The 24,620-nt window shown below is 68.5% G+C and carries 26 protein-coding genes and 2 tRNA genes; 15 read left to right on the top strand and 13 right to left on the bottom strand.

From position 1 onward, the window contains the following. The first annotated feature begins 9 nt into the window (after nucleotides 1-9). The 3 genes from mnmA (at nucleotide 10) to WFJ97_RS02975 (ending at nucleotide 3,949) form a co-directional block, all read left to right on the top strand. The gene (gene mnmA, locus WFJ97_RS02985; RefSeq protein WP_336640430.1) at nucleotides 10-1,107 is read left to right on the top strand and encodes a tRNA 2-thiouridine(34) synthase MnmA; all 1,098 of its coding nucleotides are present in this window, start codon (nucleotides 10-12) and stop codon (nucleotides 1,105-1,107) included. Between the two features lie 42 nt (nucleotides 1,108-1,149). Next, nucleotides 1,150-3,483, top strand: coding sequence for an NAD-dependent DNA ligase LigA (gene ligA / locus WFJ97_RS02980; RefSeq protein WP_336640429.1), 2,334 nt, complete (start codon nucleotides 1,150-1,152; stop codon nucleotides 3,481-3,483). A gap of 265 nt (nucleotides 3,484-3,748) precedes the next feature. Further along, complete coding sequence (locus tag WFJ97_RS02975) at nucleotides 3,749-3,949, top strand: hypothetical protein (RefSeq protein ID WP_336640428.1); 201 nt, start codon at nucleotides 3,749-3,751, stop codon at nucleotides 3,947-3,949. A 15-nt stretch (nucleotides 3,950-3,964) separates the two neighbouring features. Here the strand turns inward: WFJ97_RS02975 and WFJ97_RS02970 are convergent, their stop codons facing one another. Next, complete coding sequence (locus WFJ97_RS02970) at nucleotides 3,965-5,812, bottom strand: DEAD/DEAH box helicase (protein WP_442928374.1); 1,848 nt, start codon at nucleotides 5,810-5,812, stop codon at nucleotides 3,965-3,967. A 48-nt stretch (nucleotides 5,813-5,860) separates the two neighbouring features. Continuing rightward, nucleotides 5,861-7,573: a long-chain-fatty-acid--CoA ligase gene (locus WFJ97_RS02965; protein WP_336640427.1), complete on the bottom strand. Its 1,713-nt coding sequence runs from the start codon at nucleotides 7,571-7,573 to the stop codon at nucleotides 5,861-5,863. 62 nt (nucleotides 7,574-7,635) lie between these two features. Here WFJ97_RS02965 and gatC point away from each other — a divergent pair, with 62 nt between their 5' ends. From gatC to WFJ97_RS02935, 6 genes are read left to right on the top strand one after another with little or no spacing between them, the layout of a single operon-like run. After that, nucleotides 7,636-7,935 carry an Asp-tRNA(Asn)/Glu-tRNA(Gln) amidotransferase subunit GatC gene (gatC, locus tag WFJ97_RS02960; RefSeq protein WP_029259178.1) on the top strand — a complete coding sequence of 100 codons (300 nt, stop codon included), beginning with the start codon at nucleotides 7,636-7,638 and terminating at the stop codon, nucleotides 7,933-7,935. Further along, nucleotides 7,932-9,449 carry an Asp-tRNA(Asn)/Glu-tRNA(Gln) amidotransferase subunit GatA gene (gatA, locus tag WFJ97_RS02955; protein ID WP_336640426.1) on the top strand — a complete coding sequence of 506 codons (1,518 nt, stop codon included), beginning with the start codon at nucleotides 7,932-7,934 and terminating at the stop codon, nucleotides 9,447-9,449. The genes gatC and gatA overlap by 4 nt, the downstream gene beginning before the upstream one ends. Next, complete coding sequence (gene gatB / locus WFJ97_RS02950; RefSeq protein WP_336640425.1) at nucleotides 9,449-10,963, top strand: Asp-tRNA(Asn)/Glu-tRNA(Gln) amidotransferase subunit GatB; 1,515 nt, start codon at nucleotides 9,449-9,451, stop codon at nucleotides 10,961-10,963. The genes gatA and gatB overlap by 1 nt, the downstream gene beginning before the upstream one ends. Nucleotides 10,964-11,013: 50 nt before the next feature. Continuing rightward, nucleotides 11,014-12,270 (top strand): DNA polymerase IV, encoded by a 1,257-nt coding sequence (gene dinB / locus WFJ97_RS02945; protein WP_336640424.1) that lies wholly within the window; start codon nucleotides 11,014-11,016, stop codon nucleotides 12,268-12,270. Between the two features lie 37 nt (nucleotides 12,271-12,307). Beyond that, nucleotides 12,308-12,625, top strand: a complete 318-nt coding sequence (locus WFJ97_RS02940) for a hypothetical protein (RefSeq protein ID WP_247622565.1) — start codon at nucleotides 12,308-12,310, stop codon at nucleotides 12,623-12,625. Beyond that, the gene (locus WFJ97_RS02935) at nucleotides 12,609-13,190 is read left to right on the top strand and encodes a hypothetical protein (protein WP_336640423.1); all 582 of its coding nucleotides are present in this window, start codon (nucleotides 12,609-12,611) and stop codon (nucleotides 13,188-13,190) included. Before WFJ97_RS02940 ends, WFJ97_RS02935 begins: the two co-directional genes overlap by 17 nt. A 12-nt stretch (nucleotides 13,191-13,202) precedes the next feature. Here the strand turns inward: WFJ97_RS02935 and WFJ97_RS02930 are convergent, their stop codons facing one another. From WFJ97_RS02930 to orn, 6 genes are all read right to left on the bottom strand, one after another. Beyond that, a complete protein-coding gene (locus WFJ97_RS02930; protein ID WP_247632283.1) occupies nucleotides 13,203-13,688 on the bottom strand; it encodes a DUF2017 family protein in 486 nt (161 codons plus the stop codon). Further along, a complete protein-coding gene (gene clpS, locus WFJ97_RS02925) occupies nucleotides 13,685-13,981 on the bottom strand; it encodes an ATP-dependent Clp protease adapter ClpS (RefSeq protein WP_247956104.1) in 297 nt (98 codons plus the stop codon). Before clpS ends, WFJ97_RS02930 begins: the two co-directional genes overlap by 4 nt. Beyond that, nucleotides 13,978-14,325, bottom strand: coding sequence for a metallopeptidase family protein (locus WFJ97_RS02920; RefSeq protein ID WP_336640422.1), 348 nt, complete (start codon nucleotides 14,323-14,325; stop codon nucleotides 13,978-13,980). Before WFJ97_RS02920 ends, clpS begins: the two co-directional genes overlap by 4 nt. 27 nt (nucleotides 14,326-14,352) lie before the next feature. Then, complete coding sequence (locus tag WFJ97_RS02915) at nucleotides 14,353-14,985, bottom strand: LysE family transporter (protein WP_336640421.1); 633 nt, start codon at nucleotides 14,983-14,985, stop codon at nucleotides 14,353-14,355. 79 nt (nucleotides 14,986-15,064) lie between these two features. Beyond that, nucleotides 15,065-15,140, bottom strand: a tRNA-His gene (locus WFJ97_RS02910). A gap of 36 nt (nucleotides 15,141-15,176) precedes the next feature. After that, entirely contained in the window at nucleotides 15,177-15,803 is a 627-nt protein-coding gene (orn, locus tag WFJ97_RS02905; RefSeq protein WP_247622559.1) for an oligoribonuclease, read from the bottom strand. 60 nt (nucleotides 15,804-15,863) lie between these two features. Here orn and WFJ97_RS02900 point away from each other — a divergent pair. After that, nucleotides 15,864-15,935: transfer RNA gene (locus WFJ97_RS02900), tRNA-Arg, on the top strand. 16 nt (nucleotides 15,936-15,951) lie between these two features. Here the strand turns inward: WFJ97_RS02900 and WFJ97_RS02895 are convergent. After that, nucleotides 15,952-16,224, bottom strand: coding sequence for a hypothetical protein (locus tag WFJ97_RS02895; RefSeq protein WP_247622558.1), 273 nt, complete (start codon nucleotides 16,222-16,224; stop codon nucleotides 15,952-15,954). A 191-nt stretch (nucleotides 16,225-16,415) separates the two neighbouring features. Between WFJ97_RS02895 and WFJ97_RS02890 the strand changes: the two genes are divergently transcribed. The 4 genes from WFJ97_RS02890 to WFJ97_RS02875 all read left to right on the top strand — a co-directional run bounded on the left by WFJ97_RS02890 (nucleotide 16,416) and on the right by WFJ97_RS02875 (nucleotide 19,734). After that, nucleotides 16,416-16,928 (top strand): single-stranded DNA-binding protein, encoded by a 513-nt coding sequence (locus WFJ97_RS02890; protein WP_336640420.1) that lies wholly within the window; start codon nucleotides 16,416-16,418, stop codon nucleotides 16,926-16,928. 72 nt (nucleotides 16,929-17,000) lie between these two features. Continuing rightward, nucleotides 17,001-17,492, top strand: a complete 492-nt coding sequence (locus WFJ97_RS02885) for a DUF6993 domain-containing protein (RefSeq protein ID WP_336640419.1) — start codon at nucleotides 17,001-17,003, stop codon at nucleotides 17,490-17,492. Nucleotides 17,493-17,553: 61 nt separating this feature from the next. After that, the gene (gene ettA / locus WFJ97_RS02880; protein ID WP_247622555.1) at nucleotides 17,554-19,233 is read left to right on the top strand and encodes an energy-dependent translational throttle protein EttA; all 1,680 of its coding nucleotides are present in this window, start codon (nucleotides 17,554-17,556) and stop codon (nucleotides 19,231-19,233) included. A 6-nt stretch (nucleotides 19,234-19,239) separates the two neighbouring features. After that, nucleotides 19,240-19,734, top strand: a complete 495-nt coding sequence (locus WFJ97_RS02875; RefSeq protein WP_247622554.1) for an acyl-CoA thioesterase — start codon at nucleotides 19,240-19,242, stop codon at nucleotides 19,732-19,734. A gap of 24 nt (nucleotides 19,735-19,758) precedes the next feature. Here the strand turns inward: WFJ97_RS02875 and WFJ97_RS02870 are convergent, their stop codons facing one another. Beyond that, nucleotides 19,759-20,646, bottom strand: coding sequence for an acyl-CoA thioesterase (locus tag WFJ97_RS02870; protein ID WP_336640418.1), 888 nt, complete (start codon nucleotides 20,644-20,646; stop codon nucleotides 19,759-19,761). Nucleotides 20,647-20,695: 49 nt separating this feature from the next. Between WFJ97_RS02870 and WFJ97_RS02865 the strand changes: the two genes are divergently transcribed. Next, entirely contained in the window at nucleotides 20,696-21,367 is a 672-nt protein-coding gene (locus WFJ97_RS02865) for a hypothetical protein (RefSeq protein ID WP_336640417.1), read from the top strand. A 16-nt stretch (nucleotides 21,368-21,383) separates the two neighbouring features. Here the strand turns inward: WFJ97_RS02865 and WFJ97_RS02860 are convergent, their stop codons facing one another. From WFJ97_RS02860 to WFJ97_RS02850, 3 genes are read right to left on the bottom strand one after another with little or no spacing between them, the layout of a single operon-like run. After that, nucleotides 21,384-23,042 carry an FAD-binding dehydrogenase gene (locus WFJ97_RS02860; RefSeq protein ID WP_336640416.1) on the bottom strand — a complete coding sequence of 553 codons (1,659 nt, stop codon included), beginning with the start codon at nucleotides 23,040-23,042 and terminating at the stop codon, nucleotides 21,384-21,386. Beyond that, nucleotides 23,039-23,488, bottom strand: a complete 450-nt coding sequence (locus WFJ97_RS02855) for a globin (protein ID WP_247622550.1) — start codon at nucleotides 23,486-23,488, stop codon at nucleotides 23,039-23,041. The genes WFJ97_RS02860 and WFJ97_RS02855 overlap by 4 nt, the downstream gene beginning before the upstream one ends. Further along, nucleotides 23,485-24,561 carry a mechanosensitive ion channel family protein gene (locus WFJ97_RS02850; RefSeq protein ID WP_336640415.1) on the bottom strand — a complete coding sequence of 359 codons (1,077 nt, stop codon included), beginning with the start codon at nucleotides 24,559-24,561 and terminating at the stop codon, nucleotides 23,485-23,487. The genes WFJ97_RS02855 and WFJ97_RS02850 overlap by 4 nt, the downstream gene beginning before the upstream one ends. Nucleotides 24,562-24,620: the final 59 nt, after the last annotated feature.

Below are 24,620 nucleotides of genomic sequence, written 5' to 3'. Positions count from 1 at the left end.
ACTGGATCCATGCGAATCCTGGCGGCGATGAGTGGCGGAGTGGACTCCGCCGTTGCCGCGGCGCGCGCGGTCGAGGCCGGCCACGAGGTCGTGGGGGTGCATCTCGCGCTCTCGCGTGCCGGTGGCACTCTCCGCACCGGCAGCCGCGGATGTTGCACGATCGAGGACGCCATGGACGCGCGCCGCGCGGCGGACCGGCTCGGCATCCCCTTCTACGTGTGGGACTTCTCGGAGCGGTTCCGCGACGACGTGATCGACGACTTCATCTCGGAGTACCAGGCGGGTCGCACCCCCAACCCGTGCATGCGCTGCAACGAGAAGATCAAGTTCGCGGCCCTGTTGGAGCGGGCGATCGAACTGGGCTTCGATGCGGTCTGCACGGGGCACTACGCCACACTCGTGGAAGGCGAGGGCGGGCTCGAGCTGCATCGCGCATCCGACAACGCGAAGGATCAGTCCTATGTGCTGGGAGTGCTCACGGCCGAGCAGCTCGCGCACACGTACTTCCCGCTGGGGACGACGCCGTCCAAGGCTCTGGTGCGCGCGGAGGCCGCGGAGCGCGGCCTGAGCGTCGCGCAGAAGCCCGACAGCCATGACATCTGCTTCATCCCCGACGGCGACACGCGCGGCTGGCTGGCCGAGAAGGTCGGCACCGCGACCGGCGAGATCGTCGACCGCAGCGGAGCCGTCGTCGGGTCGCACGAGGGGGCGCACGGCTACACGGTCGGACAGCGCAGAGGCCTGAAGCTCGGCATCCCGGCCGCCGACGGCAAGCCGCGCTTCGTGCTCGAGGTCCGTCCCGTGTCGAACACGGTCGTCGTCGGTCCCAAGGAGGCGCTCGCGATCCGCGAGATCTCGGGCGCGAGATTCAGCTGGGCGGGGGCAGCGCCGACGGCATCCGACTTCGACTGCCACGTGCAGATCCGCGCCCATGCCGAGCCGGTCGAGGCGACCGCTTCCGTCGATGCAGACGGCGTGAGGGTGGTGCCGGTCGTGCCGCTCGACGGCGTCGCCCCCGGACAGACCGCGGTGCTCTACGTCGGTACGCGCGTGCTCGGCCAGTTCACCATCGACCGCACGGTCTCGGCGGTTCCGGTCGACGCCTGAGCGGAACCGCCGAATGTCGGTGCCCGCTCGTAGACTTGCCGGGTGCCCGACATCATCTCGCTCGAAGACGCCCGCACCGAGGCCGAGGAGCTGACCACTCGCATCCTCGAAGCGAAGGATGCCTACTACGGTCGCGATACCTCGCTGGTCGACGACGCGACCTACGACGGGTGGATGCATCGGCTCGAAGAACTCGAGCGTCTGCATCCCGAGCTGCAGGGTCAGGATTCGCCCACGCAGATGGTCGGCGCGGCCGAGACGACAGGGCTCGCGACGATCGAGCACGCCGAGCGCATGCTCAGCCTCGACAACGTGTTCTCCCTCGACGAGCTCCGGGAGTGGGCGGCGAAGACCCGCGCCTCCGCCGGTCGTGACGTCGCGTGGCTCACCGAGCTGAAGATCGACGGCCTCGCGATCAATCTCCGCTACGAGAACGGCGTCCTCACCTCCGCGGCCACGCGCGGCGACGGACGGGTCGGCGAGATCGTGACCGAGAACGCGCTGCGGCTGCCGGAGATCCCCGAGCGCCTGGACGGCGAAGGGCATCCCGCGATCGTCGAGGTGCGCGGCGAGGTCTTCATCCCGGTGGCCGCGTTCGAGCGACTCAACGCGGCGCAGGCGTCCTTCCGGGAACGCGCCTACTCCGATGCGCTCGCGCGCTGGGAGGCCCGCACCGGTACGAAGCGCCCGTTCGACGAGGAGAAGGCGCGTACGGCGGCCGCTCGTCGTTTCCCGTCGTTCGCCAACCCCCGCAACGCCGCCAGTGGCGGGCTGCGCCAGCAGATCGACAAGAAGGACGGCCTCGAGCTCGAGGCGGGACTGCTGCGCATCGAATCCCTCGCTCTCTACGTGCACGGCATCGGCGCCTGGCAGGACCCGCCGGTCGCGGCTCAGAGCGAGGTGTACGAGCTCCTCTCGACCTGGGGCCTCCCGACGAGCCCGCACACGAAGGTCTGCGCGAGCATCGACGAGGTCACCGGCTTCGTGGAGTACTTCGGCGAGCATCGTCACGACATCGAACACGAGCTCGACGGCATCGTGGTCAAGGTCGACGAACTCGAACTCCACGATGAGCTCGGCGCGACGAGCCGGGCGCCCCGGTGGGCGATCGCCTACAAGTACCCGCCCGAAGAGGTGCAGACGAAGCTGCTCGACATCGTCGTCTCGGTCGGGCGTACCGGGCGCGCCACACCCTTCGCGGTGATGGCCCCGGCGCAGGTGGCGGGTTCCGTCGTGCGCCAGGCCACGCTGCACAATAAGGACGTGGTCAAGGCGAAGGGCGTGCTGATCGGAGACACGGTCGTGCTCCGCAAGGCCGGCGACGTGATCCCCGAGGTGCTGGGCCCGGTCGTCGAGCGTCGCGACGGGTCGGAGCGCGAGTTCGTGATGCCGGAGGTCTGCCCCGAGTGCGGCACGGAGTTGCGGGCGATGAAGGAGGGCGACATCGATCTGCGTTGCCCCAACGCCCGCTCGTGCCCCGCCCAGGTGCGCGGTCGTGTCGAGCACATCGGTTCGCGTGGTGCGCTCGATGTCGAGGCGCTCGGTGAGGTGACGGCGGCCGCGCTCACTCAGCCGACGTCACCGGCGGAGCCGCCGCTCGTGACCGAGGCCGGCCTGTTCGACCTGTCGTTGGAGCAGCTGGTCCCGATCGAGCTGTTCGTGCGCGACGCCGAGACCGGCCTGCCCAAGCAGGACGACGACGGCATCGTCAAGACCCGTGCGCCGTTCCGTCGCAACCCGACGGCAGCCGAGAAGAAGTCGGGTGTCGAAGGTCCTCAACCGTCGTCCCAAGCGGTGACGCTGCTGGCGGAGCTGGAGAAGGCGAAGACCAAGGAACTCTGGCGCCTGCTGGTCTCGCTCAACATCCGTCACGTCGGACCGGTCGCGGCGCGCGCACTGGCCCAGTGGTTCGGCTCGCTCGATGCGATCCGTGGGGCGTCTCGCGAGGAGCTGGCGGCCGTCGAAGGAGTGGGCGGGATCATCGCCGACTCCCTTCTGGCATGGTTCGACGTGGATTGGCACGTCGCGATCGTCGATCAGTGGGCGGCGGCGGGAGTGCAATGGGCGACTCCCGGACACCCCGGCCCCGGCGCCGCCGTCTCGGCCGGAGGCGTGCTCGAGGGTCTCACGATCGTGGCCACGGGGTCGCTCGACGGGTACACGCGTGAAGGCGCCCAGGAGGCGATCATCCAGGCCGGCGGAAAAGCGGCCTCGAGCGTCTCGAAGAAGACCGACTTCGTCGCCGCAGGACCGGGGGCCGGATCCAAGCTCGGCAAGGCCGAGGAACTCGGCATCCGCATCCTCGACGCCGCGCAGTTCCACCTGCTGGTGACGGAGGGACCCGAGGCGCTCGGCGAGGTGTCTTCCGCGGAATGAGGCGTTACGGTCCGCTCATCGTCGCCGAGGGTGCGCTCGTCGTGGGTGACCCGGGGCGCGGCCACCTCCGCCTCACGGAAGACGTCGTCGTGCACCGGCACGGGGCCGGAGCAGGCCGGGTGTTCGCGTGGGAGCACCTCTCGTCGGTGCGGCTCGACGTTCCGACGACAGGATTCCGTTACCCGGGCTGGCAAGCACGATCGGGCTGGGAATCCTCGCTGCGGCGGCGCAGGAGGATGTCGGTATCGGACCGGATGACGGTTCGGTGGAGCTCATCGTCCGCGGAGAGGCGCAGCGCCTCGATCTCGGACGCCACCACGTCGGAGGGTACTGGCGCCCGACGGTCGTCGGCGCTCAACTGCTGCTCGACCAGTTGATCGGTCACCCCGAGCAGCGCCTTCTGCTGGCGCGACCCGAGGTGCTGGTCGATCTCGCGGCGAAGCTCGCGCGGCGCGAGGCCGGCTAGCTCCGCCGCGAGCGCTCAGTTCTTGTGCCGCGGCTTGCGGAACGGCTTCTCCTCGCGGTCGCCACGCGGCGGACGGCTGTCGTCGTTGCGGCGCGGACGATCGTCACGGTCGCGCCGGTCGAAGCGAGCGCCGCCCTCACGCGGCCCGCTGCGTCGCGCACCCGGTCCACGATCCGGCTTGATCTCGATGAGCTGGCCCGAGATGCGTGTGCTGCTCAGCTTCTCGAGAACGGCCGGGTCGAGGTTCGCGGGAAGCTCGACGATCGAGAAGTCGGGGCGGATGTTGATCGCCCCGAAGTCGTCGCGTCCGAGGCCGCCCTCGTTCGCCAGCGCGCCGACGATCTGTCGCGGCTCGACACGGTGGCGCCGGCCGACCTCGATGCGGTAGGCGGCGTAGTCGCCACGCCCGCGACGCTCGGTGCGGGGCTCGCGGCTCTCGCGCGCGTTGCGTTCGCGCGGCGGGCGGTTGTCGGCGGCGACGGCCTTCGCGAGAGGGTCGTCCGCCGGGTCGAGCAGCAGGGGAGTGTCCCCCTGCGCGACGATCGCGAGGGCCGCGGCGACATCACCCTCGGGGACGTCGTGGTTGCGGACGTAGTGGGCGACCACATCGCGGAACGACTCGATCCGGGCGGCGTCTCCGAGAGCGGCGGTGATCGCGTCGTCGAACCGGGTGAGGCGCGTGGTGTTGACGTCTTCCGTGGTCGGGAGCTGCATCTGCGTCGGTTCCTGACGCGTCGCCTTCTCGATGTGCTTGAGGAGGTAGCGCTCACGCGGAGTGATGAAGCTGATCGCGTCACCGGTGCGACCGGCACGGCCGGTGCGACCGATGCGGTGCACGTACGATTCCGTGTCGGTCGGGATGTCGAAGTTGATGACGTGGCTGATGCGCTCGACGTCGAGGCCGCGCGCGGCGACATCGGTGGCGACGAGGATGTCGAGCTTGCCGTCCTTGAGCTGGTTGACGCTGCGCTCACGCTGCACCTGCGGCACGTCGCCGTTGATCGCCGCGGCCGAGTACCCGCGCGCACGCAGCTTCTCGGCGAGCGTCTCGGTCTCGTTCTTGGTGCGGACGAAGACGATCATGCCGTCGAAGTTCTCGACCTCGAGGATGCGGGTCAGCGCATCGACCTTCTGCGCATAGGACACGACCAGGTATCGCTGGGTGATGTTCGTGCCGGTCGCGGTCTTCGACTTGATGCTGATCTCTTCGGGATCGCGCAGGTACTTCTGCGCCAGACGGCGGATCTGCGGCGGCATCGTGGCGGAGAAGAGGGCGACCTGCTTCTCTTCGGGCGTCTGCGCGAGGATCTGCTCGACGTCTTCCGCGAAGCCCATCTTGAGCATCTCGTCGGCCTCGTCGAGCACGAGGTACTGCAGCTCGGAGAGGTCGAGCGTGCCCTTGGCGAGGTGGTCCATGATGCGGCCGGGGGTACCGACCACCACGTGCACGCCGCGGCGGAGAGCCGACAACTGGACGCCGTAGCCCTGGCCGCCGTAGACGGGCAGCACGTGGACGCCCTTCATCTTCGAGGCGTACGACTCGAATGCCTCGCACACCTGGAGCGCGAGTTCGCGGGTCGGGGCGAGCACGAGGGCCTGCGGCGTCTTCTGCGAGACGTCGAGACGCTCGAGCACGGGCAGCGCGAAGGCCGCGGTCTTTCCCGTGCCGGTCTGCGCCATGCCGACGACGTCGCGACCCGCGAGGAGCGTCGGGATGGTGGCCGCCTGGATGGGCGACGGGGTCTCGTAGCCGAGGTCACGGATGGCTTTGAGGACGGGCCCGGTGATGCCGAGATCCTCGAATCCGGGGGTCGCGGGGGAGTCCTCGGGGGCGTCGGTCAGCACTGCATCTTCAGGGGTCACTTCCCAAGGGTAGCGCCCCGAGGGTGTTGCGCGCCTGTGAGGGCGTCCTCAGGAACCGCTGGTGAGTGCGAGAAGACGCTCCTTGACCTGCCGCCGGAGCACCTTTCCGATGAGGGATTTCGGCAGTTCGTCGACCACGAACAGCCGGCGCGGAACCTTATAAGGGGTGAGGATCCCCCGCACGAACTCGCGGATCGCTTCGACGTCGACATCGACACCGCCGTCGACGACGATCGCTGCGGCGACCTCTTCGCCGGAGTGCGCGCTCGGAAGGCCGACGACCGCGGCATCGACGATCTGCGGATGCTGGCGCAGCGCGTTCTCGACCTCGGTGGGGGCGACGTTGAACCCGCCGGTGATGATGAGCTCTTTGATGCGGTCCACGATCCGCACGAAGCCGGCGTCATCGATCGTGACGATGTCACCCGTGCGATACCAGCCGTCGGCGAAGACGGCATCCGTCTCCTCCGGCTTGCCGTAATAGCCCGAGAAGACCTGCGGACCGCGCACGACGAGCTCGCCCGCCGATCCGGCCGGGACATCGACCGTCGGATTCTCGGGATCGACCACGCGGCATTCGGTACCGGGCAGCGGGAGACCGACGGTGCCGGGCACGCGGTTGTCGGCGACGGGGTTGGCCATGAGCACGGGGGAGCACTCGCTGAGTCCGTATCCCTCGACGAGGAAACCGTGCGTCGCCGCCTCGAAGGGTACGACCAGCTCGTGGGGCAGCGCCATGGCGCCGGAGATCGCGACCTCGATGCCGTCGAGCGAGACGCCCTTCTGGTTCGCCGCCGCGAGCAGGCGATCGGCGATCGGCGGCACGAGGGGCAGGAACGTGGCGGGGTGCTTCTTCATCGCGTCGAGCACGAGATCGGGATCGAACTTGGGGAAGAGCACGAGGCGCGCACCCATCGACATCGCGAACGTGAGGCACAGCGTGAGGCCGTAGGCGTGGAACATCGGGAGGACGGCGTAGACGACGCATCCCTTGCCGCGCTGGATCGACGGGACCCACGCCTTGGCCTGCGCGGCATTCGCCAGGAGGTTGCGGTGGGTCAGCGCGGCGCCCTTGGGGGCGCCGGTCGTGCCGGACGTGTACTGGATGATGGCGAGGTCGTCCGTCGAGGGGCGCGGATGCGACTCGGGGATCGGGTCGTGGGAGACGAGCGACTCCCAGGTCACCGTTCCACGCACGCGAGTGGTGAGCGCCGCGCGGGATTCCCGAGCCTTCGCCACGGGAAGGCGCAGGGCGACGCGGGTGAGGAACGGCATCGCCGTGGTCACGTCGACCGAGACGAGGGTCGACACCGCGAGATCGGACGGGAACTCCTGCACGGTCGAGACGACCTTGTTCCAGACGATCGCATGCTTCGCGCCGTGGTCCTCGAACTGCTTCCGCAGCTCGCGGGGCGTGTACAGAGGATTGTGCTCGACGACGACCGCTCCGAGCCGCAGGACGGCATAGAACGCGACGATGTGCTGCGGGCAGTTCGGCAGCACGATCGCAACCGGGTCGCCCGCGCGCACGCCGAGATCGCGGAGCCCGCCGGCGACACGGTCGATCGCGTCCTGCAACTCGGCGTACGTGGTCTCGCGGCCGAAGAACTGCAGAGCCGGCGCATCGGGATAGTCCCGCACCGACTCGGCGACGATGTCGATCAGGGATCCCGAGACGGGAGCGAGGTCTTCCGGGACGCCGTCTGCGTAGCTGGCGACCCACGGGCGAGGAGGCTGGAACGTACTCACGCGCCCCAGCATAGGGGGAGGGATCGAACGCACGGAGGCGGCTGTGGAGGAAGCCGCTGACTAGACTTGCAGGCGTGTCTGAAATCACCCCCGAACTCGTGCGCCATCTCGGTGTGCTCGCACGCATCCAGCTGAACGACGACGAGGTGTCGCGGCTCACGGGCCAGCTCGACGCGATCGTCGACAACATCGCGAAGGTGTCGGAGGTCGCGACCGCCGACGTCGTCGCGACGAGCCACCCGATCCCGCTGAGCAACGTCTTCCGTCCCGACGTCGTCGGGCAGACGCTGACGCACGAGCAGGTGCTGCAGAACGCTCCGGATGCCGCCGACGGCCGCTTCCGCGTCACCGCGATCCTGGGAGAAGAGCAGTGAGCGACATCATCCGCCTGGACGCCTCCGACCTCGCGGCGAAGCTCGCCGCCGGGGAGGTGTCGAGCGTCGAGGCGACGCAGGCGCACCTCGACCGCATCGCCGCCGTGGACGGCGACGTCCACGCCTTCCTGCACGTCAACGCGGGGGCGCTCGAGGCCGCTGCGGCCATCGACGCGCGCCGCGCCGCGGGGGAGGAGCTGGGTCCGCTCGCCGGTGTGCCGCTCGCGATCAAGGACGTGCTGGTCACGACCGATCAGCCCACCACCAGCGGCTCGCGCATCCTCGAGGGATACCGTTCGCCGTACGACGCGACGGTCGTGGCGCGCTCGCGCGCCGCAGGTCTCGTGCCCCTCGGCAAGACCAACATGGACGAGTTCGCGATGGGCTCGTCGACCGAGCACTCGGCTTACGGCCCCACCCACAACCCGTGGGACCTGGAGCGCATCCCGGGCGGTTCCGGCGGTGGGTCGGCTGCAGCCGTCGCCGCTTTCGAGGCCCCGATCGCCCTCGGCTCGGACACCGGCGGATCGATCCGCCAGCCCGCGCACGTGACCGGCACGGTCGGCGTGAAGCCGACCTATGGCGGAGTCAGTCGCTACGGGGCGATCGCCCTGGCGTCCAGCCTCGACCAGGTCGGTCCCGTCTCGCGCACCGTCCTCGACTCCGGACTCCTGCACGATGTCATCGCCGGTCACGACCCGAAGGACTCGACGTCGCTGAAGGACGCCTGGCCGTCGTTCGCCGACGCCGCCCGCGAGGGCGCGCGCGGCGACGTGCTCAAGGGCCTCAAGGTCGGTGTCATCCGCGAACTGCCCGACAGTGGCTTCCAGCCGGGTGTCGCGGCATCCTTCCGGGCCTCGCTCGCGCTCATGGAGGCGCAGGGAGCCGAGATCGTCGAGATCGGCGCACCGCACTTCGAATACGGTGTGGCGGCGTACTACCTGATCCTCCCCGCGGAGGCGTCGAGCAACCTCGCGAAGTTCGACTCGGTGCGCTTCGGCCTGCGGGTCACCCCGGACGGGAACCCGACCGTCGAAGACGTCATGTCGGCGACGCGCGACGCCGGTTTCGGCGACGAGGTCAAGCGCCGCATCATCCTCGGCACCTACGCGCTGTCGGCGGGATACTACGACGCGTACTACGGCAGTGCCCAGAAGGTGCGCACGCTCATCCAGCAGGACTTCGCCGCCGCCTTCGCGGAGGTCGACGTGATCGCGACGCCGTCGGCGCCGACGACCGCGTTCAAACTCGGCGAGAAGATCGACGACCCGCTGCAGATGTATCTCAACGACATCACGACGATTCCCGTGAACCTCGCGGGCGTGCCGGGGATCTCGATCCCGAGTGGCCTGGCGGACGACGACGGTCTCCCCGTCGGTATCCAGTTCATCGCTCCGGCGCGTGAGGACGCCCGCCTCTACCGTGTGGGAGCCGCACTCGAAACGCTCCTCGTCGATTCGTGGGGCGCCCCGCTGCTCACCCGCGCACCCCAGCTCGCAGGAGGGAACCGCTGATGGCCGCCGCCAAGCTCATGGACTTCGACAAGGCCCTCGAACTGTTCGAGCCCGTGCTCGGATTCGAGGTGCACGTCGAGCTGAACACGAACACGAAGATGTTCTCGGACGCGCCGAACCCGGCGAACGAGGCGTATCACGCCGCGGAGCCGAACACGCTGATCGCGCCGGTCGACCTCGGTCTCCCCGGCTCACTGCCCGTCGTGAACGAGACGGCGATCCGGTCGTCGATCAGCCTCGGGCTCGCCCTGGGCTGCTCGATCGCGGAGTCGAGCCGTTTCGCGCGCAAGAACTACTTCTACCCCGACCTCGGGAAGAACTATCAGATCTCGCAGTACGACGAGCCGATCGCGTACGAGGGGTCAGTCGAGGTCGAGCTCGAGGACGGCACGCTCATCACGATCCCGATCGAGCGCGCGCACATGGAGGAGGACGCCGGCAAGCTGACCCACATGGGCGGCGCGACCGGTCGTATCCAGGGTGCGGAGTACTCGCTGGTCGACTACAACCGCGCGGGCGTGCCGCTGGTCGAGATCGTGACGAAGGTCATCACCGGCACGGAGCACCGCGCTCCCGAGGTCGCCAAGGCCTACGTCGCTGCGATCCGCGACATCGTGCGTGGACTCGGCATCTCCGAGGCCCGTCTCGAGCGGGGCAACCTGCGCTGCGACGCGAACGTCTCCCTGCGACGCCGGGGCGAGGAGAAGCTCGGCACCCGCACGGAGACCAAGAACGTCAACTCCATGCGCTCGGTCGAGCGTGCGGTGCGGTACGAGATCCAGCGCCAGGCGCAGATCCTCGCCGACGGCGGATCCATCACGCAGGAGACCCGCCACTGGCACGAGGACACCGGAACCACGTCTCCGGGTCGTCCGAAGTCGGATGCCGATGACTACCGCTACTTCCCGGAGCCGGATCTCCTCCCCGTCGAGCCGGCCCCTGCACTGATCGAGGAGCTGCGGGCGGCACTGCCCGAGCAGCCCGTCGCGCGGCGTCGTCGTCTGATGACCGAGTGGGGCTTCACCGATCTCGAGTTCCAGGACGTGCGCAACGGCGGCATCCTCGATGAGGTCGAGGCGACGATCGCGGCCGGGGCCGCGCCCGCGGCCGCTCGTAAGTGGTGGACCGGCGAGATCGCCCGTCTCGCCAACGCCCAGGAGAAGGATGCCGCTGCCCTGGTGAGCCCGCAGAACGTCGCGGCCCTGCAGAAGCTGGTCGACGCGGGAACGCTGACGGACAAGCTCGCCCGTCAGGTGCTCGAGGGCGTCATCGCCGGCGAGGGAACGCCGCAGGAGGTCGTCGACGCCCGTGGGCTCGCGGTCGTCTCGGACGACGGCGCGCTGATCGCGGCGATCGACGATGCGTTCGCCGCACAGCCGGACGTGCTGGCGAAGATCAAGGACGGCAAGGTGCAGGCTGCCGGTGCCGTGATCGGTGCGGTCATGAAGGCGATGAAGGGTCAGGCGGACGCCGCGCGCGTGCGCGAACTGATCCTCGAGCGCGCCGCGCAGTAGGTCCTGTTCTCCCTCGGGCCGGTGTCGGTGGTCCGAGGGAGAATGTTCTCATGGGGCACGGAGACGGCAGAGGGCGCATGGTGTCGTCGGCGGGAGCCGACGACACGGGAACGCGCATCCTGCACGTCGACATGGATGCGTTCTACGCGGCGGTCGAGGTGCTCGACGATCCGGGTCTTCGTGGGCTCCCGATCATCATCGGAGCGCCCGATGGGCGTTCGGTCGTCTCGAGCGCGTCGTACGAGGCCCGTCGTTACGGGGTGCGCTCGGCCATGCCGGTCTCCCAGGCGATCAGGCTCTGCCCCTCGGCGCGGATCGTGATGCCGCACTTCCACCGGTATCAAGAGGTCTCCCGACAGGTGATGGCGATCTTCGAGTCGTTCACGCCGCTGGTCGAGCCGCTGTCCGTCGACGAGGCGTTCCTCGATGTGCGGGGCGTGCGCCGGTTGTGGGGGAGCCCGGGGGTGATCGCCCGGCTCGTGCGCGAGCGCGTGGCGGACGAGGTCGGTATCACGTGCAGCGTCGGCGTCGCGGCGACCAAGCACGTCGCGAAGATGGCGTCGACGATCGCGAAACCCGATGGAATGCTCGTCGTTCCGGCGGCACGCACGCTCGAGTTCCTCTCGCCGCGGCCGGTACGTGCGATGTGGGGTGTCGGCCCGAAGGCTGCGGAGGCGCTCGAGGCGCGCGGCATCCGGACGATCGGCGACATCCGTGAGTCCTCTCCGGAGATGCTCGACCGCGCCGTCGGCTCGGCGCTGAGCGCCCGTCTGGCGCAGCTCGCCCGCGGAGAAGACGCCCGAGCCGTCGACACCGAGCGTGTGGAGAAGAGCATCGGACACGAGGAGACGTTCGAGCACGACATCCTCGATCGTCCGTTCCTCCGAGCGGAACTGTTGCGGCTCGCGGACCGCGTCGCCGCCCGTCTTCGCCGCGCGCAGTGGGAGGCGGCGACGGTCTCGATCAAGATCCGCTTCGACGACTTCCGCACCGTCAACCGCTCTCAGACGCTGTCGGAACCCACCGCGGTCGGACAGCGCATCGGCGAGGCCGCCCAGGCGCTGTTCGAGCAGATCGACCGTCGTGACCCGATCAGGCTCGTCGGAGTGCGTGCCGAGAAGCTGCAGCCGGCGGGCGGCGGTGGGATGGGGCTGTGGGACGACGATGAGGACTGGAGGCGGGTCGAGGGAGCGGTCGACGATGCCGTGGCTCGCTTCGGGACTGCGACCATCACGCGCGCGCGACACATCGGGCGCGGCGAAGGGCGCGGTGCTGCACAGCATCCTCGGGCGCACGGCGTGGATTGACGCTCCGCAATCCCTTGCGGTCGACTAGCGTGGTCCCATGCCGAACATTGCACTGGAACTCGGAAAGCAGGCCGCGTCCATCGGGGTCAAGAGCGCATACGGAGAGCCGCAGGACGTCGACGGCGTCAGCATCACTCCCGTCGCCTTCACCTACTCGGGCTTCGGCGGGGGAAGCGGCGACGGCGCGGAAGGCGGTGGCGGCGGCGGAGTCTCCGTTCCCGTCGGCGTCTACGTGCGTCGCGAGGAGGGGCTGCGTTTCGAGCCCAACATCGTCACGCTGCTGGTCGTGGCGGTGCCGTTCGTCTGGGTCGCCGGCCGAGCTCTCTCACGCATCATCCGTGCCCTCAAGAAGTGATGATCCTGTCGCTGCGGCGCTCGCCCGCGCGGCGGGGCTGATCTGCGACGATCTCCGCGCGTTGGCCGCGTCGAACCCGGTCGTCCTCATCGACGGCTGCAGCGGCGCGGGGAAGTCCACTCTCGCGGCGCGGGTCGCGGAAGCGTGGCCGCTCGTCGGTCGTGTGCAGGTCATCGCCCTCGATTCGCTCTACCCCGGATGGGACGGCCTCGATGGGGGAGTCGAGCGGGCGCTGGAGGGAATCCTCCGGCCGCACGGGCGCGGGAAGCTCGGCGCATGGCAGCGTTGGGATTGGGAACGCGCTACCGAGGCGGAGACGCATGCGGTGGATCCTGCGCTCGGAGTGATCGTCGAGGGCAGCGGACTGTTGACACCGGCCACGGCAGCCCTGGGCGATGTGCGGGTGTGGCTCGAGGCTGCGGAGCCGGTGCGCAAGCGCAGGGCGCTGACGCGCGACGGCGAGACCTACCGTCCGCACTGGGATCGTTGGGCGGCGCAGGAGCGCGCGCACATCGCGCGTGACGACCCCCGGTCGTTGGCGACGCGGATCATCGACATTCCCTGACCCGCGGGCGCGTCAGTCGCCCATCTCCGCATCGATGAGGAGCTCGAGGCGGTACCCGATCCAGTCGTAGATCCCGAAACGCGAATCCTCGGGGTCGTGGTCGTCGTCCTCGATGATCCCGAGGCGGGTGGCGAGGACCAGGCGGATGGCGTTCAGAGTGCGCAACCACGCATCGACCTCGCCGCGCGGGACCTCGAGGGTGTGGGAGCGGAGCATGTCGTCGTCGGTCATCGACGCACGGAAGGACTGGAACGGGGCGAGTGCGCGGCGCACCACGTCGGCATCTGCGAGGCGGCGCTCGAGCAGATCGTCTCGGGTGGCCTCGGCGAAATCGCGTGACGCGTGCTCATCGTCGGGATAGGGGTTCGGTGCGAGACGATCGAGGGCCTCGTCGTTCGCATCCGCGGACGACAGCAGCGTCGTGTACTCGTCGACGACCTCGTCCAGTCGCACGCCCTCGAGGGTGACGAGGGTGATCTCGACGGCAGCGGCGCTCACTGCGGGGCCTTCCGCACGGTCGCCCAGAGGCCGTACTCGTGCATGGCCTGAGCGTGGACCTCCATGGTCTCGCGGGGCCCCGTGGCGACGATCGCGTGCCCGTCGTGGTGCACGGCGAGCATCAGCGACGTCGCGCGATCGATCGAGTAGCCGAAGTACGTGCGGAACACCCGTACGACGTAGCTCATGAGGTTGACCGGATCGTTCCAGACGACGACCTGCCAGGGCTCGAGCGGCGCGGCGCGGAGATCGATGTCCTCCACGACGTCCGGGACCACCGCAGGCGTGCTCATGCCCACCCCAGATCGTGGAGCTGGGCGTCATCCAGGCCGTAGAAATGCGCGATCTCGTGCACGAGCGTGGTGTGGAGCTCGTCGCGGAGCCCCTCCTCGTCCTCGCACACGGCGAGGTGGGGTTCGCGGTAGACGACGATCCGGTCGGGGAGCTCGCCCATCCCGTACTGGGTGCGCTCGGTCAGGGCGAGACCGTCGTACAGGCCGAGGAGGTCGAGGCTGCCGTCCTCCGGGCGGTCCTCGACGACGAACACGACGTTGTCGAGTCCGTCGACCATGTCGTCGGGCAGCCGATCGAGCTCGTCGACGACGAGGGTCTCGAAGGTCGCGGCATCCATTTCCATCGTGTTCAGCCTAGGGGCCGCGCAGGATCAATGCAGGAAGACGAGGAGCCCGGCGACCGCGATGAAGAGGACGCCGAAGACGGTGTTGAGGGTGCGCTGGCCCCTCGCCGTGCGCGTGAAGCGTCGGAACGGCCGGGCGGCTGCGGCGAAGAAGCCCCACATCACGAGGACATCCACGACGATGACCGTGGCCAGGAGGATCAGGTATTGAGGCAGTTGGGGTTCGTCGAGGCGGATGAACTGGGGGATGAAGGCGAGGAAGAACACGATCGCCTTGGGGTTGAGCAGGTTGACCCAGAAACCCCGACGGATCATGGACCAGTGGCCCTCGTGCGCATCGACCAGGTCGAGTGCGTCGTCGGCGACGGGAGCCGTGGGCTTCGCCAGGATCAGGCGCAGGCCGAGGTAGACGAGGTAGGCCGCGCCCGCGTAACGGATGCCGTTGAACAGCAGTTCGGACCGCGAGACCAGCAGCCCGACTCCCGCCGCCACCACGACCACGTGCACCACGAGGGCGAGCTGCTGCCCGATGATGCCCCAGATCGATCGACGCCAGCCTTGGGAGAGGGCGTTCGACATCGTATTGATGGCGCCGGCGCCCGGGGTGAAGCTGATCACCACGGATGCCGTCAGAAGCGAGAACCAGACCGCGAGTGACACCTCGTCAGTCTAGGGGCGCGACTCGGAGCGAGATCCCGCAAAGCGAAAGGCCCGAATCCGGGGACTCGGGCCTTTCGTATGGGGTGAGTAACGGGACTCGAACCCGCGACATCCGGCACCACAAGCCAGCGCTCTACCAGCTGAGCTATACCCACCATGTGCCTACCGGAGCAGGCAACCAGACGAGTCTATTACATGTTTGGGGTGAACTCCGACACGGTGCGCTGAGCGATGGTCTTCGCGTCGTCGCTCGAGGGGCCGGGCTCGTCGACGAACACCGCCTCCCGGTAGTAGCGGAGCTCACGGATGGACTCGAGGATGTCTGCGAGCGCGCGGTGCCCGCCGTCTTTGGACGGAGCCTGGAAGAAGACTCGCGGGTACCACCGGCGCGAGAGCTCCTTGATGCTGGACACATCGACGTTGCGGTAGTGAAGCCACTGATCGATTGTCGGCATGTACTTCGCGAGGAACATGCGATCGGTGCCGATCGTGTTGCCGGCGAGGGGCGCCTTGCGCTCGACGGGGACGAAGCGACGGATGTAGGCGAGGGTCTGCGCCTCAGCCTCTTCGAGCGTCACTCCGAGGGGGATCTCCTCGATCAGGCCCGACTTCTCGTGCATCTTGGTCACGAAGTCGTTCATGTTCTCGAGCGAGGCGGCGCTCGGGCGGATCACGATCTGGAATCCGGGATCGACGGGTTGGAGTTCGAAGTCCGTGATGACGACGGCGATCTCGACGAGTTCATCGATCGAGAGATCGAGCCCCGTCATCTCACAGTCGATCCATACGAGACGATCGTTCTCCGACGCAGATACCATGCCGTCATACTATCGACGGCTCCGACATCGGAGCGCGAGCACGGTACGGTAGTGCTATTCGCCTCCGTAGCTCAGCGGAAGAGCAGCGGCCTTCTAATCCGCCGGTCGCAGGTTCGAATCCTGCCGGGGGCACGACTGCGTCATCGGTTCACGAGTAACGCAGCGCGGATACCGCGTCGTCGACCCGCCAGAACTCGCCGATCAGTCGGAACGCACCGGTCTCGAGGTGGAGACGCTCGGCGCGATAGCGCAGACCGAGCGGATCGGTGGCGACGCGAAGGTGGCCGAGGACTCGACCGGACGCATTGTCCTGCACACGCCACAACTGATCGGCGGCGCGGATCAGGTGTTCACGCGTCGAGGCGATGCGGGGCGTCGTCCAGGGCTGTGCGGTGGTGGGTGCGATCAGTGTGTCGTTCATGAGTTCTCCTCTCACCTCGAACGTATGACCGACCACCGACATTCGGATCGACGGCCGGGGGCACTCTTCCTGCACGCTGACCGGGGATTCCCGTTCGTCCACCAACCGCGTGATCCGCGTCCCGCTGTGCCATCTGCCTGGCGCAGTCTGGAGCGAGCCGAGCGGAAGACTCGGGAGCGAAGGAGAACGAGATGATGGATACCGTGACGATCGTCGGCAAGGTGGCGACCGACCCCAACCAGGCGCAGACGGGCGGAGGCGTCACTGTGACGAACTTCCGTCTCGCGAGCACCCATCGCCGATTCGATCAGTCGGCCCAGGCCTGGGTCGATTCCGGAACGAACTGGTACTCCGTCGCCGCGTATCGGCAGCTCGGCGAGCATGCGAAGGCCTCGCTGCGCTCCGGCGACAGCGTGATCGTCACCGGGCGTCTGCGGATCCGCAACTGGGAGAGCAACGGCAAGAGCGGCACGAGCGTCGACATCGACGCGGATGCGATCGGGCACGACCTCCGGTGGGGGACGACCGCCTACCTCCGTTCGAGCCGCACGACGCCGACCAGTGAGGCGCCGGCCGCGGCGAACGATACGCACGGAGGCACTCGCGGCGACGAGGAGTCCGCGCCGCTCGCGCTCGACACGGCATGGGCCGAGACGGACACCCCCGCGGTGGACGAGGAAGCGACGGCGACGGCACTCTACTGAGCCCGCGAGAGGCCGCGACTCCCGCCGTGTCGTGTGACGGCGATCGTCGGCACGTCCCCGTAGACTCGGGGCGTGCTTCGACGATCGGTCCTCCCCGTCATACGCGCGGTCGTCGGTGCGTCCGTCGCTGCGGCCGCTGTTCTCGTGCTCGCGGGCTGTGTGGGCGACCCCGATCCCGCGCCCACGTCTTCGGCTCCGTCGCCCTCGGCGACCGACGCCCCCGTGGAAGTAGCCTTCGTGCCCGACGGCTCCGCCGACGACAACCTCCCGATCTTCACTCAGACCGCACAGGGCGTGTGGGATTCGGAGCAGCGCGGCGAGGGGCGAGCGTACATCGACGCGCTCGTGGGCGTCGGCTTCGACAAAGCGGCGATGCAGGTCACCAACGACCAGTCGACCGTGGGGAACGCGGCCGAGAGTCTGCAGTTCTCGGTGCGCTGGGGCGACACCGAGTGCCTCATCGGCCAGGTCGGTCCGTCGACGGGCCAGCTGGTGGCGCAGGTGATGCCGCAACTCGCCGAGGGGCGATGCCTCATCGGCACCACGCGCGCGATCGACTGGTGACCCGCACTCCAGCCGGTAGGCTGGAGTGTCGATCAGACGCCGACAGAAGGAGCGATTCCCGGTGGCAGAGTACATCTACTCGATGGTCCGTGCGCGCAAGGCGGTGGGCGAGAAGCTCATCCTCGATGACGTCACGATGGCCTTCCTCCCCGGAGCGAAGATCGGCATGGTCGGCCCGAACGGTGCCGGTAAGTCGACGATCCTCAAGATCATGGCCGGCCTCGACACGCCCTCCAACGGCGAGGCGAAGCTCTCGCCGGGGTTCAGCGTCGGCATCCTGATGCAGGAGCCGGAGCTCGACGAATCCAAGACGGTGATCGAGAACATCCAGGACGGCATCGCCATCAAGGCGAAGGTCGACCGTTTCAACGAGATCTCGGCGCTGATGGCCGATCCCGACGCCGACTTCGACGCCCTCCTCGCCGAGATGGGCACCCTGCAGGAAGAGATCGACGCAGCCGACGGATGGGACCTCGACTCCCAGCTCGACCAGGCGATGGATGCGCTCCGCACCCCGCCGGCCGATGCGGCGATCGCTCCACTCTCCGGTGGTGAGAAGCGCCGCGTGGCTCTCGCCAAGCTGCTGCTGCAGAAGCCGGATCTGCTGCTGCTCGACGAGCCCACCAACCACCTCGATGCCGAGAGCGTGCTCTGGCTCGAGCAGCACCTGCAGGCGTACAAGGGCGCGGTCATCGCGATCACCCACGACCGCTACTTCCTCGACCACGTCGCCGAGTGGATCGCAGAGGTCGACCGTGGTCGCCTGATCGGCTACGAGGGCAACTACTCGACCTACCTCGAGAAGAAGGGCGAGCGCCTCGAGATCCAGGGCAAGAAGGACGCCAAGCTCGCGAAGCGCCTCAAGGAGGAGCTCGAGTGGGTCCGCTCCAGCGCGAAGGGGCGTCAGACCAAGTCGAAGGCGCGTCTCGCCCGGTACGAGGAGATGGCATCCGAGGCGGAGCGCACCCGCAAGCTCGACTTCGAGGAGATCACGATCCCCGCCGGTCCTCGACTCGGCAGCATCGTCATCGACGCGAAGAACCTGCAGAAGGGCTTCGACGGTCGCTCTCTCATCGACGGACTCAGCTTCAACCTGCCGCCCAACGGCATCGTCGGCGTGATCGGCCCGAACGGCGTCGGAAAGACCACGCTGTTCAAGACGATCGTGGGCTTGGAGCCGCTCGACGGCGGCACCCTGAAGATCGGTGAGACGGTCAAGATCAGCTACGTCGACCAGTCTCGGGCGAACATCGACCCCGACAAGACGCTGTGGGAGGTCGTCTCCGACGGACTCGACTTCATCACCGTCGGCAAGACCGAGATCCCGTCGCGCGCCTACGTGTCGAAGTTCGGATTCAAGGGGCCGGACCAGCAGAAGAAGGCCGGTGTGCTCTCCGGTGGTGAGCGCAACCGTCTGAACCTCGCCCTCACGCTCAAGGAGGGCGGCAACCTGCTACTCCTCGACGAGCCCACCAACGACCTCGACGTCGAGACGCTTAGCTCGCTCGAGAACGCGCTGCTCGAGTTCCCCGGCTGCGCCGTGGTCATCACGCACGACCGGTGGTTCCTCGACCGCATCGCCACGCACATCCTGGCGTACGAAGGCACCGACGAGAAGCCCGACCAGTGGTACTGGTTCGAGGGCAACTTCGAGGCCTACGAGGAGAACAAGATCGAGCGCCTCGGGCCGGACGCGGCGAAGCCGCACCGGTCGACGCACCGCAAGCTCACGCGCGACTGAGCGCCGATGTCCGATTCGAGCACAGCGGCAGGTCCTCGTCTGCACATTCCCATCCACCTGCGGTGGGGAGATCTGGACGCATTCAACCACGTCAACAACACCTCCATGCTCAAGCTCCTCGAAGAGGCGCGCGTGCGGGCGTTCTGGCGTGCGGGACCGGGGGAGGAAGCCCCCTCGACCGCTGTGCTCGATTCGGGGATCGATGAGGGCGTGCTCACGCTCATCGCCCGCCAGGAGATCGAGTACCTCGCGCCGGTGCCGTACCAGCGCCGGCCGCTCGAGGTGCAGATGTGGTTCGGCAAGCTCGGCGGATCGAGCGTCGAGGTCTGCTACGAGGTGCACAACGACCCCGCGTCCGAGCCGCGCACCATCTACGCCCGCTCGACCGCGATCATCGTGCTCGTCGATGCCCGCACCGGGCGGCCGACCCGCCTCACCGGAGAGATGCGCGAGGCGTGGGAACCCTACGTCGGCGCGTCGATCGAGTACGCGCACCGCTGAGCGGGTCGAGCGCTGGATCGGGGATCAGGCGCCTTCGGGCACGCGGATCATGATCTCCTGTGCGACGCTCGCGACCAGAGCTCCATCACGCGTGTAGATGCGTCCCGTCGCGAGTCCGCGACCCCCGCGGGCGTTCGGCGACTCCTGCACGTAGAGCAACCACTCGTCGACCCGCGCCGGACGATGCCACCACATCGCGTGGTCGAGGCTCGCCACCTTCAGCCCGGGAAGCGCCCAGTAGACGCCGTGCGCCCGCAGGATCGACTCCTGGATCGTCATGTCGCTGAGGTACGCGAGAGCCGCGCGGTGCAGGCGCGGATCGTCGGGAAGCGGTGCACGCATCCGCATCCACACCGCCTGACGGGGTGCCCGCTCGTCACCGCTCGGCAGGTAGAGCGGGTGGTCGACGTGACGGATGTCGGCAGCGCGGTCGGTCAGCATCCGCACCGTCCCGCCGGGTAGACCCTCGACCGTCGCCTCATCCGGGGCGAGTGCCTCCGGATCGGGGATTCCCTCGGGTAGCGGCTCGGCATGCTCGACGCCGGGATCCTCGTCCTGGAACGAGGCGATCATCGAGAAGATCGGCACCCCGTTCTGGTACGCCTGCGACCGCCGGGTGGAGAAGGACCGCCCGTCGTGGATACGATCGACCGCGATCGTTATCCCCTGTGCGGAATCGCCCGGGCGCAGGAAGTAGCCGTGCATCGAATGCACCGGTCGGTCCTCGGGGAGCGTGCGCTCGGCGGCGATGAGGCTCTGGGCGAGCACCTGGCCGCCGTAGATACGGCCGGTGGGCATCGGGTGCGACGCGCCGGTGAAGATGTCCTCCGTCGTACGCGCCTGCGTCGAATCGAGATCGAGCACCTCGAGCAACTGCTCGACGGTGCGGACGGCGTGGCTCTCCGCGCTCATATCTCCCTCTCCGCGGCCGGACCGCCGCTCCGTTGATAGTTTAGAACCCGTGCCCCACGACCTCCTGCTCGCCGACCGCGAGACCGCGAAAGACGTCCTCACCTTCCTGGGACGGGCGGCGCGGATCACCGACGAGGGGGTGCGTCTGCAGGCGGCGAACGGAGTTCTCGCGTTGACCACCGCGGCGCTCGCTCCGCAGGGGCTGTTCGACAAGACCCCCACCGTGCTGGCGATGCGCATCGTCCATGCCGATCCCGAGCTGCAGTGCGACATCGTGGTCGACCGACTCACAGCCGGTGACGACGACGTGCGACTCGCACTACCCGAGACGGGTCTCTCCCCGGCGTGGGCGGGTGTCGCGCCGCCGCGAAGCGGATGGGAGCAGATCGCCGCGCTTCCGGCATCCGTCATCGCGAATCGTGCCCAGTGGGGGATCTCCGCCGTCGCGCGCGGTGCGACTCCCGGCGCCGGAGAGGAAGCCGTCCGCGCGTTGCGTGCGGCCATCTGGGGCGAACCGGACGAGGAGCTGGCGGGCCTGCCGCGCGGGATCGCCTTCGCGGCCGACGCGCTGGGATTCATCTCGGGTGAGGAGCAGGTGCCGGTGACGCGCTCGGGGCGATGGTCGCGCCTCGCATTCCGTCGCGGGCATGTGCTCGCGCGCGGTCCCGTCGCGACCGGACTCACCGCCGTGCGGGGTACGGGACTCCAGGGCTCGATCTAGGGCGCCCGCTGCCGGCTCATCGCGCCGCGGCGCGTCCTGCCTGCCGTCCGGAGAACAGGCAGCCGCCCAGGAACGTCCCTTCGAGCGCGCGATAGCCGTGCACGCCGCCGCCGCCGAAGCCGCTCGCCTCGCCTGCCGCGAAGAGACCGGGGATGGCAGAGCCCTGGCCGTCGAGCGCACGCCCGTCGAGATCGGTCTGGATGCCTCCGAGCGACTTGCGGGTGAGCACATGGAGCTTCACGGCGACCATGGGGCCGGCGGACGGGTCCTGCAGACGATGCGGCGCGGCTGTGCGGATGAGCTTGTCTCCGCGATAGCTGCGCATCGAGCGGAGCATGCCGATCTGGGCATCCTTGGTGAAGTCGTTCTCGATCTCCCGATCACGCGCCTGCACCTCGCGCCGCACGGTGTCGATGTCGAGGTGTTCTCCGCCCGGATGGGCCTGCATCTGCTCGAGCAACGACTCCAGATCGTTCTCGACGATGAAGTCAGCGCCCTCATCGAGGAACGACTGGACGGGGCCGGTCGGTCCCTTGGCGAGACGCGACTTCAGCAGCAGCCCGACGTCCTTGCCCGTGAGGTCCGGGTTCTGCTCGCTCCCGGAGAGCGCGAACTCCTTCTCGATGATCTGACGGGAGGTCACGAACCACGAGTGGTCGTGGCCCGTCGTGCGCAGATGAGCCAGGGTGCCGAGCGTGTCGAAGCCCGGGTACAGCGGTACGGGCAGGCGCGAGCCGGTCGCATCGAGCCAGAGCGATGAGGGACCGGGGAGGATGCGGATGCCGTGCGACGGCCAGACCGGATCCCAGTTCGTGATGCCCTCGACGTAGTGCCACATGCGGTCGCCATTGATCAGCCGGGCGCCGGCCTCGGCGGAGACGCGCTGCATCGAACCGTCCACGTAGGCGGGCACGCCGGTGAGCATGTGGGCCGGGGGAGTGCCGAGCCGCTCGGGCCAGGCCGCACGCACCAGATCGTGGTTGCCGCCGATGCCGCCCGAGGCCACGATCGTCGCGCCCGCACGGATCTCGAAGTCGCCGACGATCTCTCGGGAGGAGGGGATTCCGCGCTCCTCGCCGGTCGAGGCGAGGATGTCGCCGCGGGCACCCGATACGGCGCCGTCGGCCGTGAGGAGTGCGGTGACGCGATGGCGGGGCAGGACGGTGAGCCGCCCCTCGCGCTCGCCCTGTTCGACCCGGGCCGCGAAGGGAGCGACCACTCCCGGACCGGTGCCCCAGGTGATGTGGAAACGCGGCACGGAGTTTCCGGGGCCGATCGCCCCGTAGCCTCCGCGTTCCGCCCATCCCACGACGGGGAAGAAGCCGACGCCCCGTTCGCGCAGCCAGGCGCGCTTCTCCCCGGCGGCGAACTGCAGGTAGGCCTCCGCCCATCGGCGCGGCCACTCGTCCTCCGGGCGGTCGAAACCGGCGGAGCCGAACCAGTCCTGCGTCGCGAGCTCGATCGAGTCTCGGATGCCGAGGCGTCGCTGCTCGGGGGAATCGATGAAGAACAGTCCGCCGAACGACCACCACGCCTGTCCGCCGAGGTTCGTGCGTGGCTCCTGATCGATGAGCACGACGCGGCGACCGGCGTCGAGCGCCTCGGAGGCGGCGACGAGTCCGGCCAACCCCCATCCGATCACCAGGACATCCGTGGACAGGGGCGTGTTCGTCATGGTGTCTCCGTTGATTCCTGACGTGAGCGGGTCTCGAGCGTGGGCCGTCCGTCGGCGCCGGCACCGATTCCCGACGGCTCGAACGTGTTCACCATGGCATACGCGGCGCGCTCGAGGTAGTCCCAGAGCGTGGATTCGTGCAGAGGCGACAACTCCGCCTCGTCGACGGCGGTGCGCATGCAGCGGAGCCAACGATCGCGGGCGTCGGGGTCGACGTGGAACGGCATGTGGCGCATGCGCAGCCGCGGGTGCCCACGGGTCTCCCCGTACGTGGTGGGCCCTCCCCAGTACTGCTCGAGGAACAGCAGCAGGCGCTCTTCCGCGGGACCGAGATCCTCCTCGGGGTACATGGGCTTCAGCACCGGATCGATCGCGACCTCGCGGTAGAACACCGAGACGATCTTCGCGAACGTCTCACGGCCGCCGACCTCGTCGTAGAACGTCACTTCTCCGTGCTCCCGTCGCCCGTCGTGGGCTTCTTGCGCCGCCAGATCCCGCGGTCGGGGATCACCGGAACGCCGGTCACCGCGTTCGGACGCGTCTTGGGGGGATTCGCTCCGCGGACGCGTCGCGCTCCGTCGAGGCCGGTGGGGATCACGGCCTGCATGCGGGGGATCGCGACCTCCTTCTCGGCCAGCGCCGTGCGCAGACGCTTGCGCAGCTCCTGCGCGACATCGTCCTTCGCGTTCGCGCGGGCCTTGATCACGATGCGCACGACGAGGGCGTCGCCCTCGATCGATTCCAGGCCCCACAGCTCGGGCTTCTCGACGATCCGGGTGCGCCACTTCGGGTCCTTCGCGAGGGCGAGGGCGGTGTCGAGCATCGTCTGCTCGACCACTTCGAGATCGGAGTCGACGGGCACGCCGATGTCGATGATCGCGCGGGCCCAGCCCTGCGACATGTTGCCGATGCGCAGGACCTCGCCGTTGCGCACGTACCAGAGGGTGCCGTTGACATCGCGCACCTGCGTGATGCGCACGCTCACGTACTCGACCACGCCGGTCGCGAGACCGAGGTCGACGACGTCGCCGATGCCGATCTGATCCTCGGCGACGAGGAAGATGCCGTTCAGCACGTCCTTGACGATGTTCTGGGCGCCGAAACCGAGGCCGGCACCGACCGCGGCGGTCAGCAGTGTCAGGGAGCCGAGCAGGCTGTTGTCGATCGCGTTCACGATGAGCACGAGCGCGATGATCACCAGCATCACGTTCACGATGTTCTGAAGGATCGACCCCAGGGTGCGTGTGCGCTGCACGAGGCGCATGTCGGCGAGCGGCGAGCGTTCCAGGGCCTGCGTGTCGTCGACGGATGCCTTGTTCTTCGCGCTGTCGACGATGCGGTGCACGACCCGACGGATCACCACGCGCAGAACGAGGGCGATGAGCACGCAGCTCACGACGATGATCGCGACCAGGAGTGCTTTGCCTCCGACGATCCCCAACACGCGGAGCGTCTCCTCCCAGATCGCTGGGACGTCGGTCGGCTCGACAGGATCGGTGTTCTCGAACGGAATGATCATCGCCACCGATTCTAGCGATCGGGTCTCGGTGCGGGCTGGGTACGAGAAGGGGCCCGGGG

Source organism: Microbacterium sp. USHLN272, assembly GCF_037149655.1.
GTDB lineage: Bacteria > Actinomycetota > Actinomycetes > Actinomycetales > Microbacteriaceae > Microbacterium > Microbacterium galbinum.
The sequence above is the reverse complement of the archived record's forward strand: the minus strand, read 5'-3'. Positions and strand labels throughout refer to the sequence as shown.

What these genes read in the sequence shown, in the direction of transcription:
- mnmA (WP_336640430.1), top strand. Translation starts at nt 10, where the DNA reads ATGCGAATCCTGGCGGCGATGAGTGGCGGAGTGGACTCCGCCGTTGCC.
- WFJ97_RS02965 (WP_336640427.1), bottom strand. Translation starts at nt 7,573, where the DNA reads ATGCTGGGGCGCGTGAGTACGTTCCAGCCTCCTCGCCCGTGGGTCGCC.
- gatB (WP_336640425.1), top strand. Translation starts at nt 9,449, where the DNA reads ATGGCCGCCGCCAAGCTCATGGACTTCGACAAGGCCCTCGAACTGTTC.
- dinB (WP_336640424.1), top strand. Translation starts at nt 11,014, where the DNA reads ATGGGGCACGGAGACGGCAGAGGGCGCATGGTGTCGTCGGCGGGAGCC.
- WFJ97_RS02940 (WP_247622565.1), top strand. Translation starts at nt 12,308, where the DNA reads ATGCCGAACATTGCACTGGAACTCGGAAAGCAGGCCGCGTCCATCGGG.
- clpS (WP_247956104.1), bottom strand. Translation starts at nt 13,981, where the DNA reads ATGAGCACGCCTGCGGTGGTCCCGGACGTCGTGGAGGACATCGATCTC.
- WFJ97_RS02920 (WP_336640422.1), bottom strand. Translation starts at nt 14,325, where the DNA reads ATGGAAATGGATGCCGCGACCTTCGAGACCCTCGTCGTCGACGAGCTC.
- orn (WP_247622559.1), bottom strand. Translation starts at nt 15,803, where the DNA reads ATGGTATCTGCGTCGGAGAACGATCGTCTCGTATGGATCGACTGTGAG.
- WFJ97_RS02895 (WP_247622558.1), bottom strand. Translation starts at nt 16,224, where the DNA reads ATGAACGACACACTGATCGCACCCACCACCGCACAGCCCTGGACGACG.
- WFJ97_RS02890 (WP_336640420.1), top strand. Translation starts at nt 16,416, where the DNA reads ATGATGGATACCGTGACGATCGTCGGCAAGGTGGCGACCGACCCCAAC.
- WFJ97_RS02875 (WP_247622554.1), top strand. Translation starts at nt 19,240, where the DNA reads ATGTCCGATTCGAGCACAGCGGCAGGTCCTCGTCTGCACATTCCCATC.
- WFJ97_RS02870 (WP_336640418.1), bottom strand. Translation starts at nt 20,646, where the DNA reads ATGAGCGCGGAGAGCCACGCCGTCCGCACCGTCGAGCAGTTGCTCGAG.
- WFJ97_RS02860 (WP_336640416.1), bottom strand. Translation starts at nt 23,042, where the DNA reads ATGACGAACACGCCCCTGTCCACGGATGTCCTGGTGATCGGATGGGGG.
- WFJ97_RS02850 (WP_336640415.1), bottom strand. Translation starts at nt 24,561, where the DNA reads ATGATCATTCCGTTCGAGAACACCGATCCTGTCGAGCCGACCGACGTC.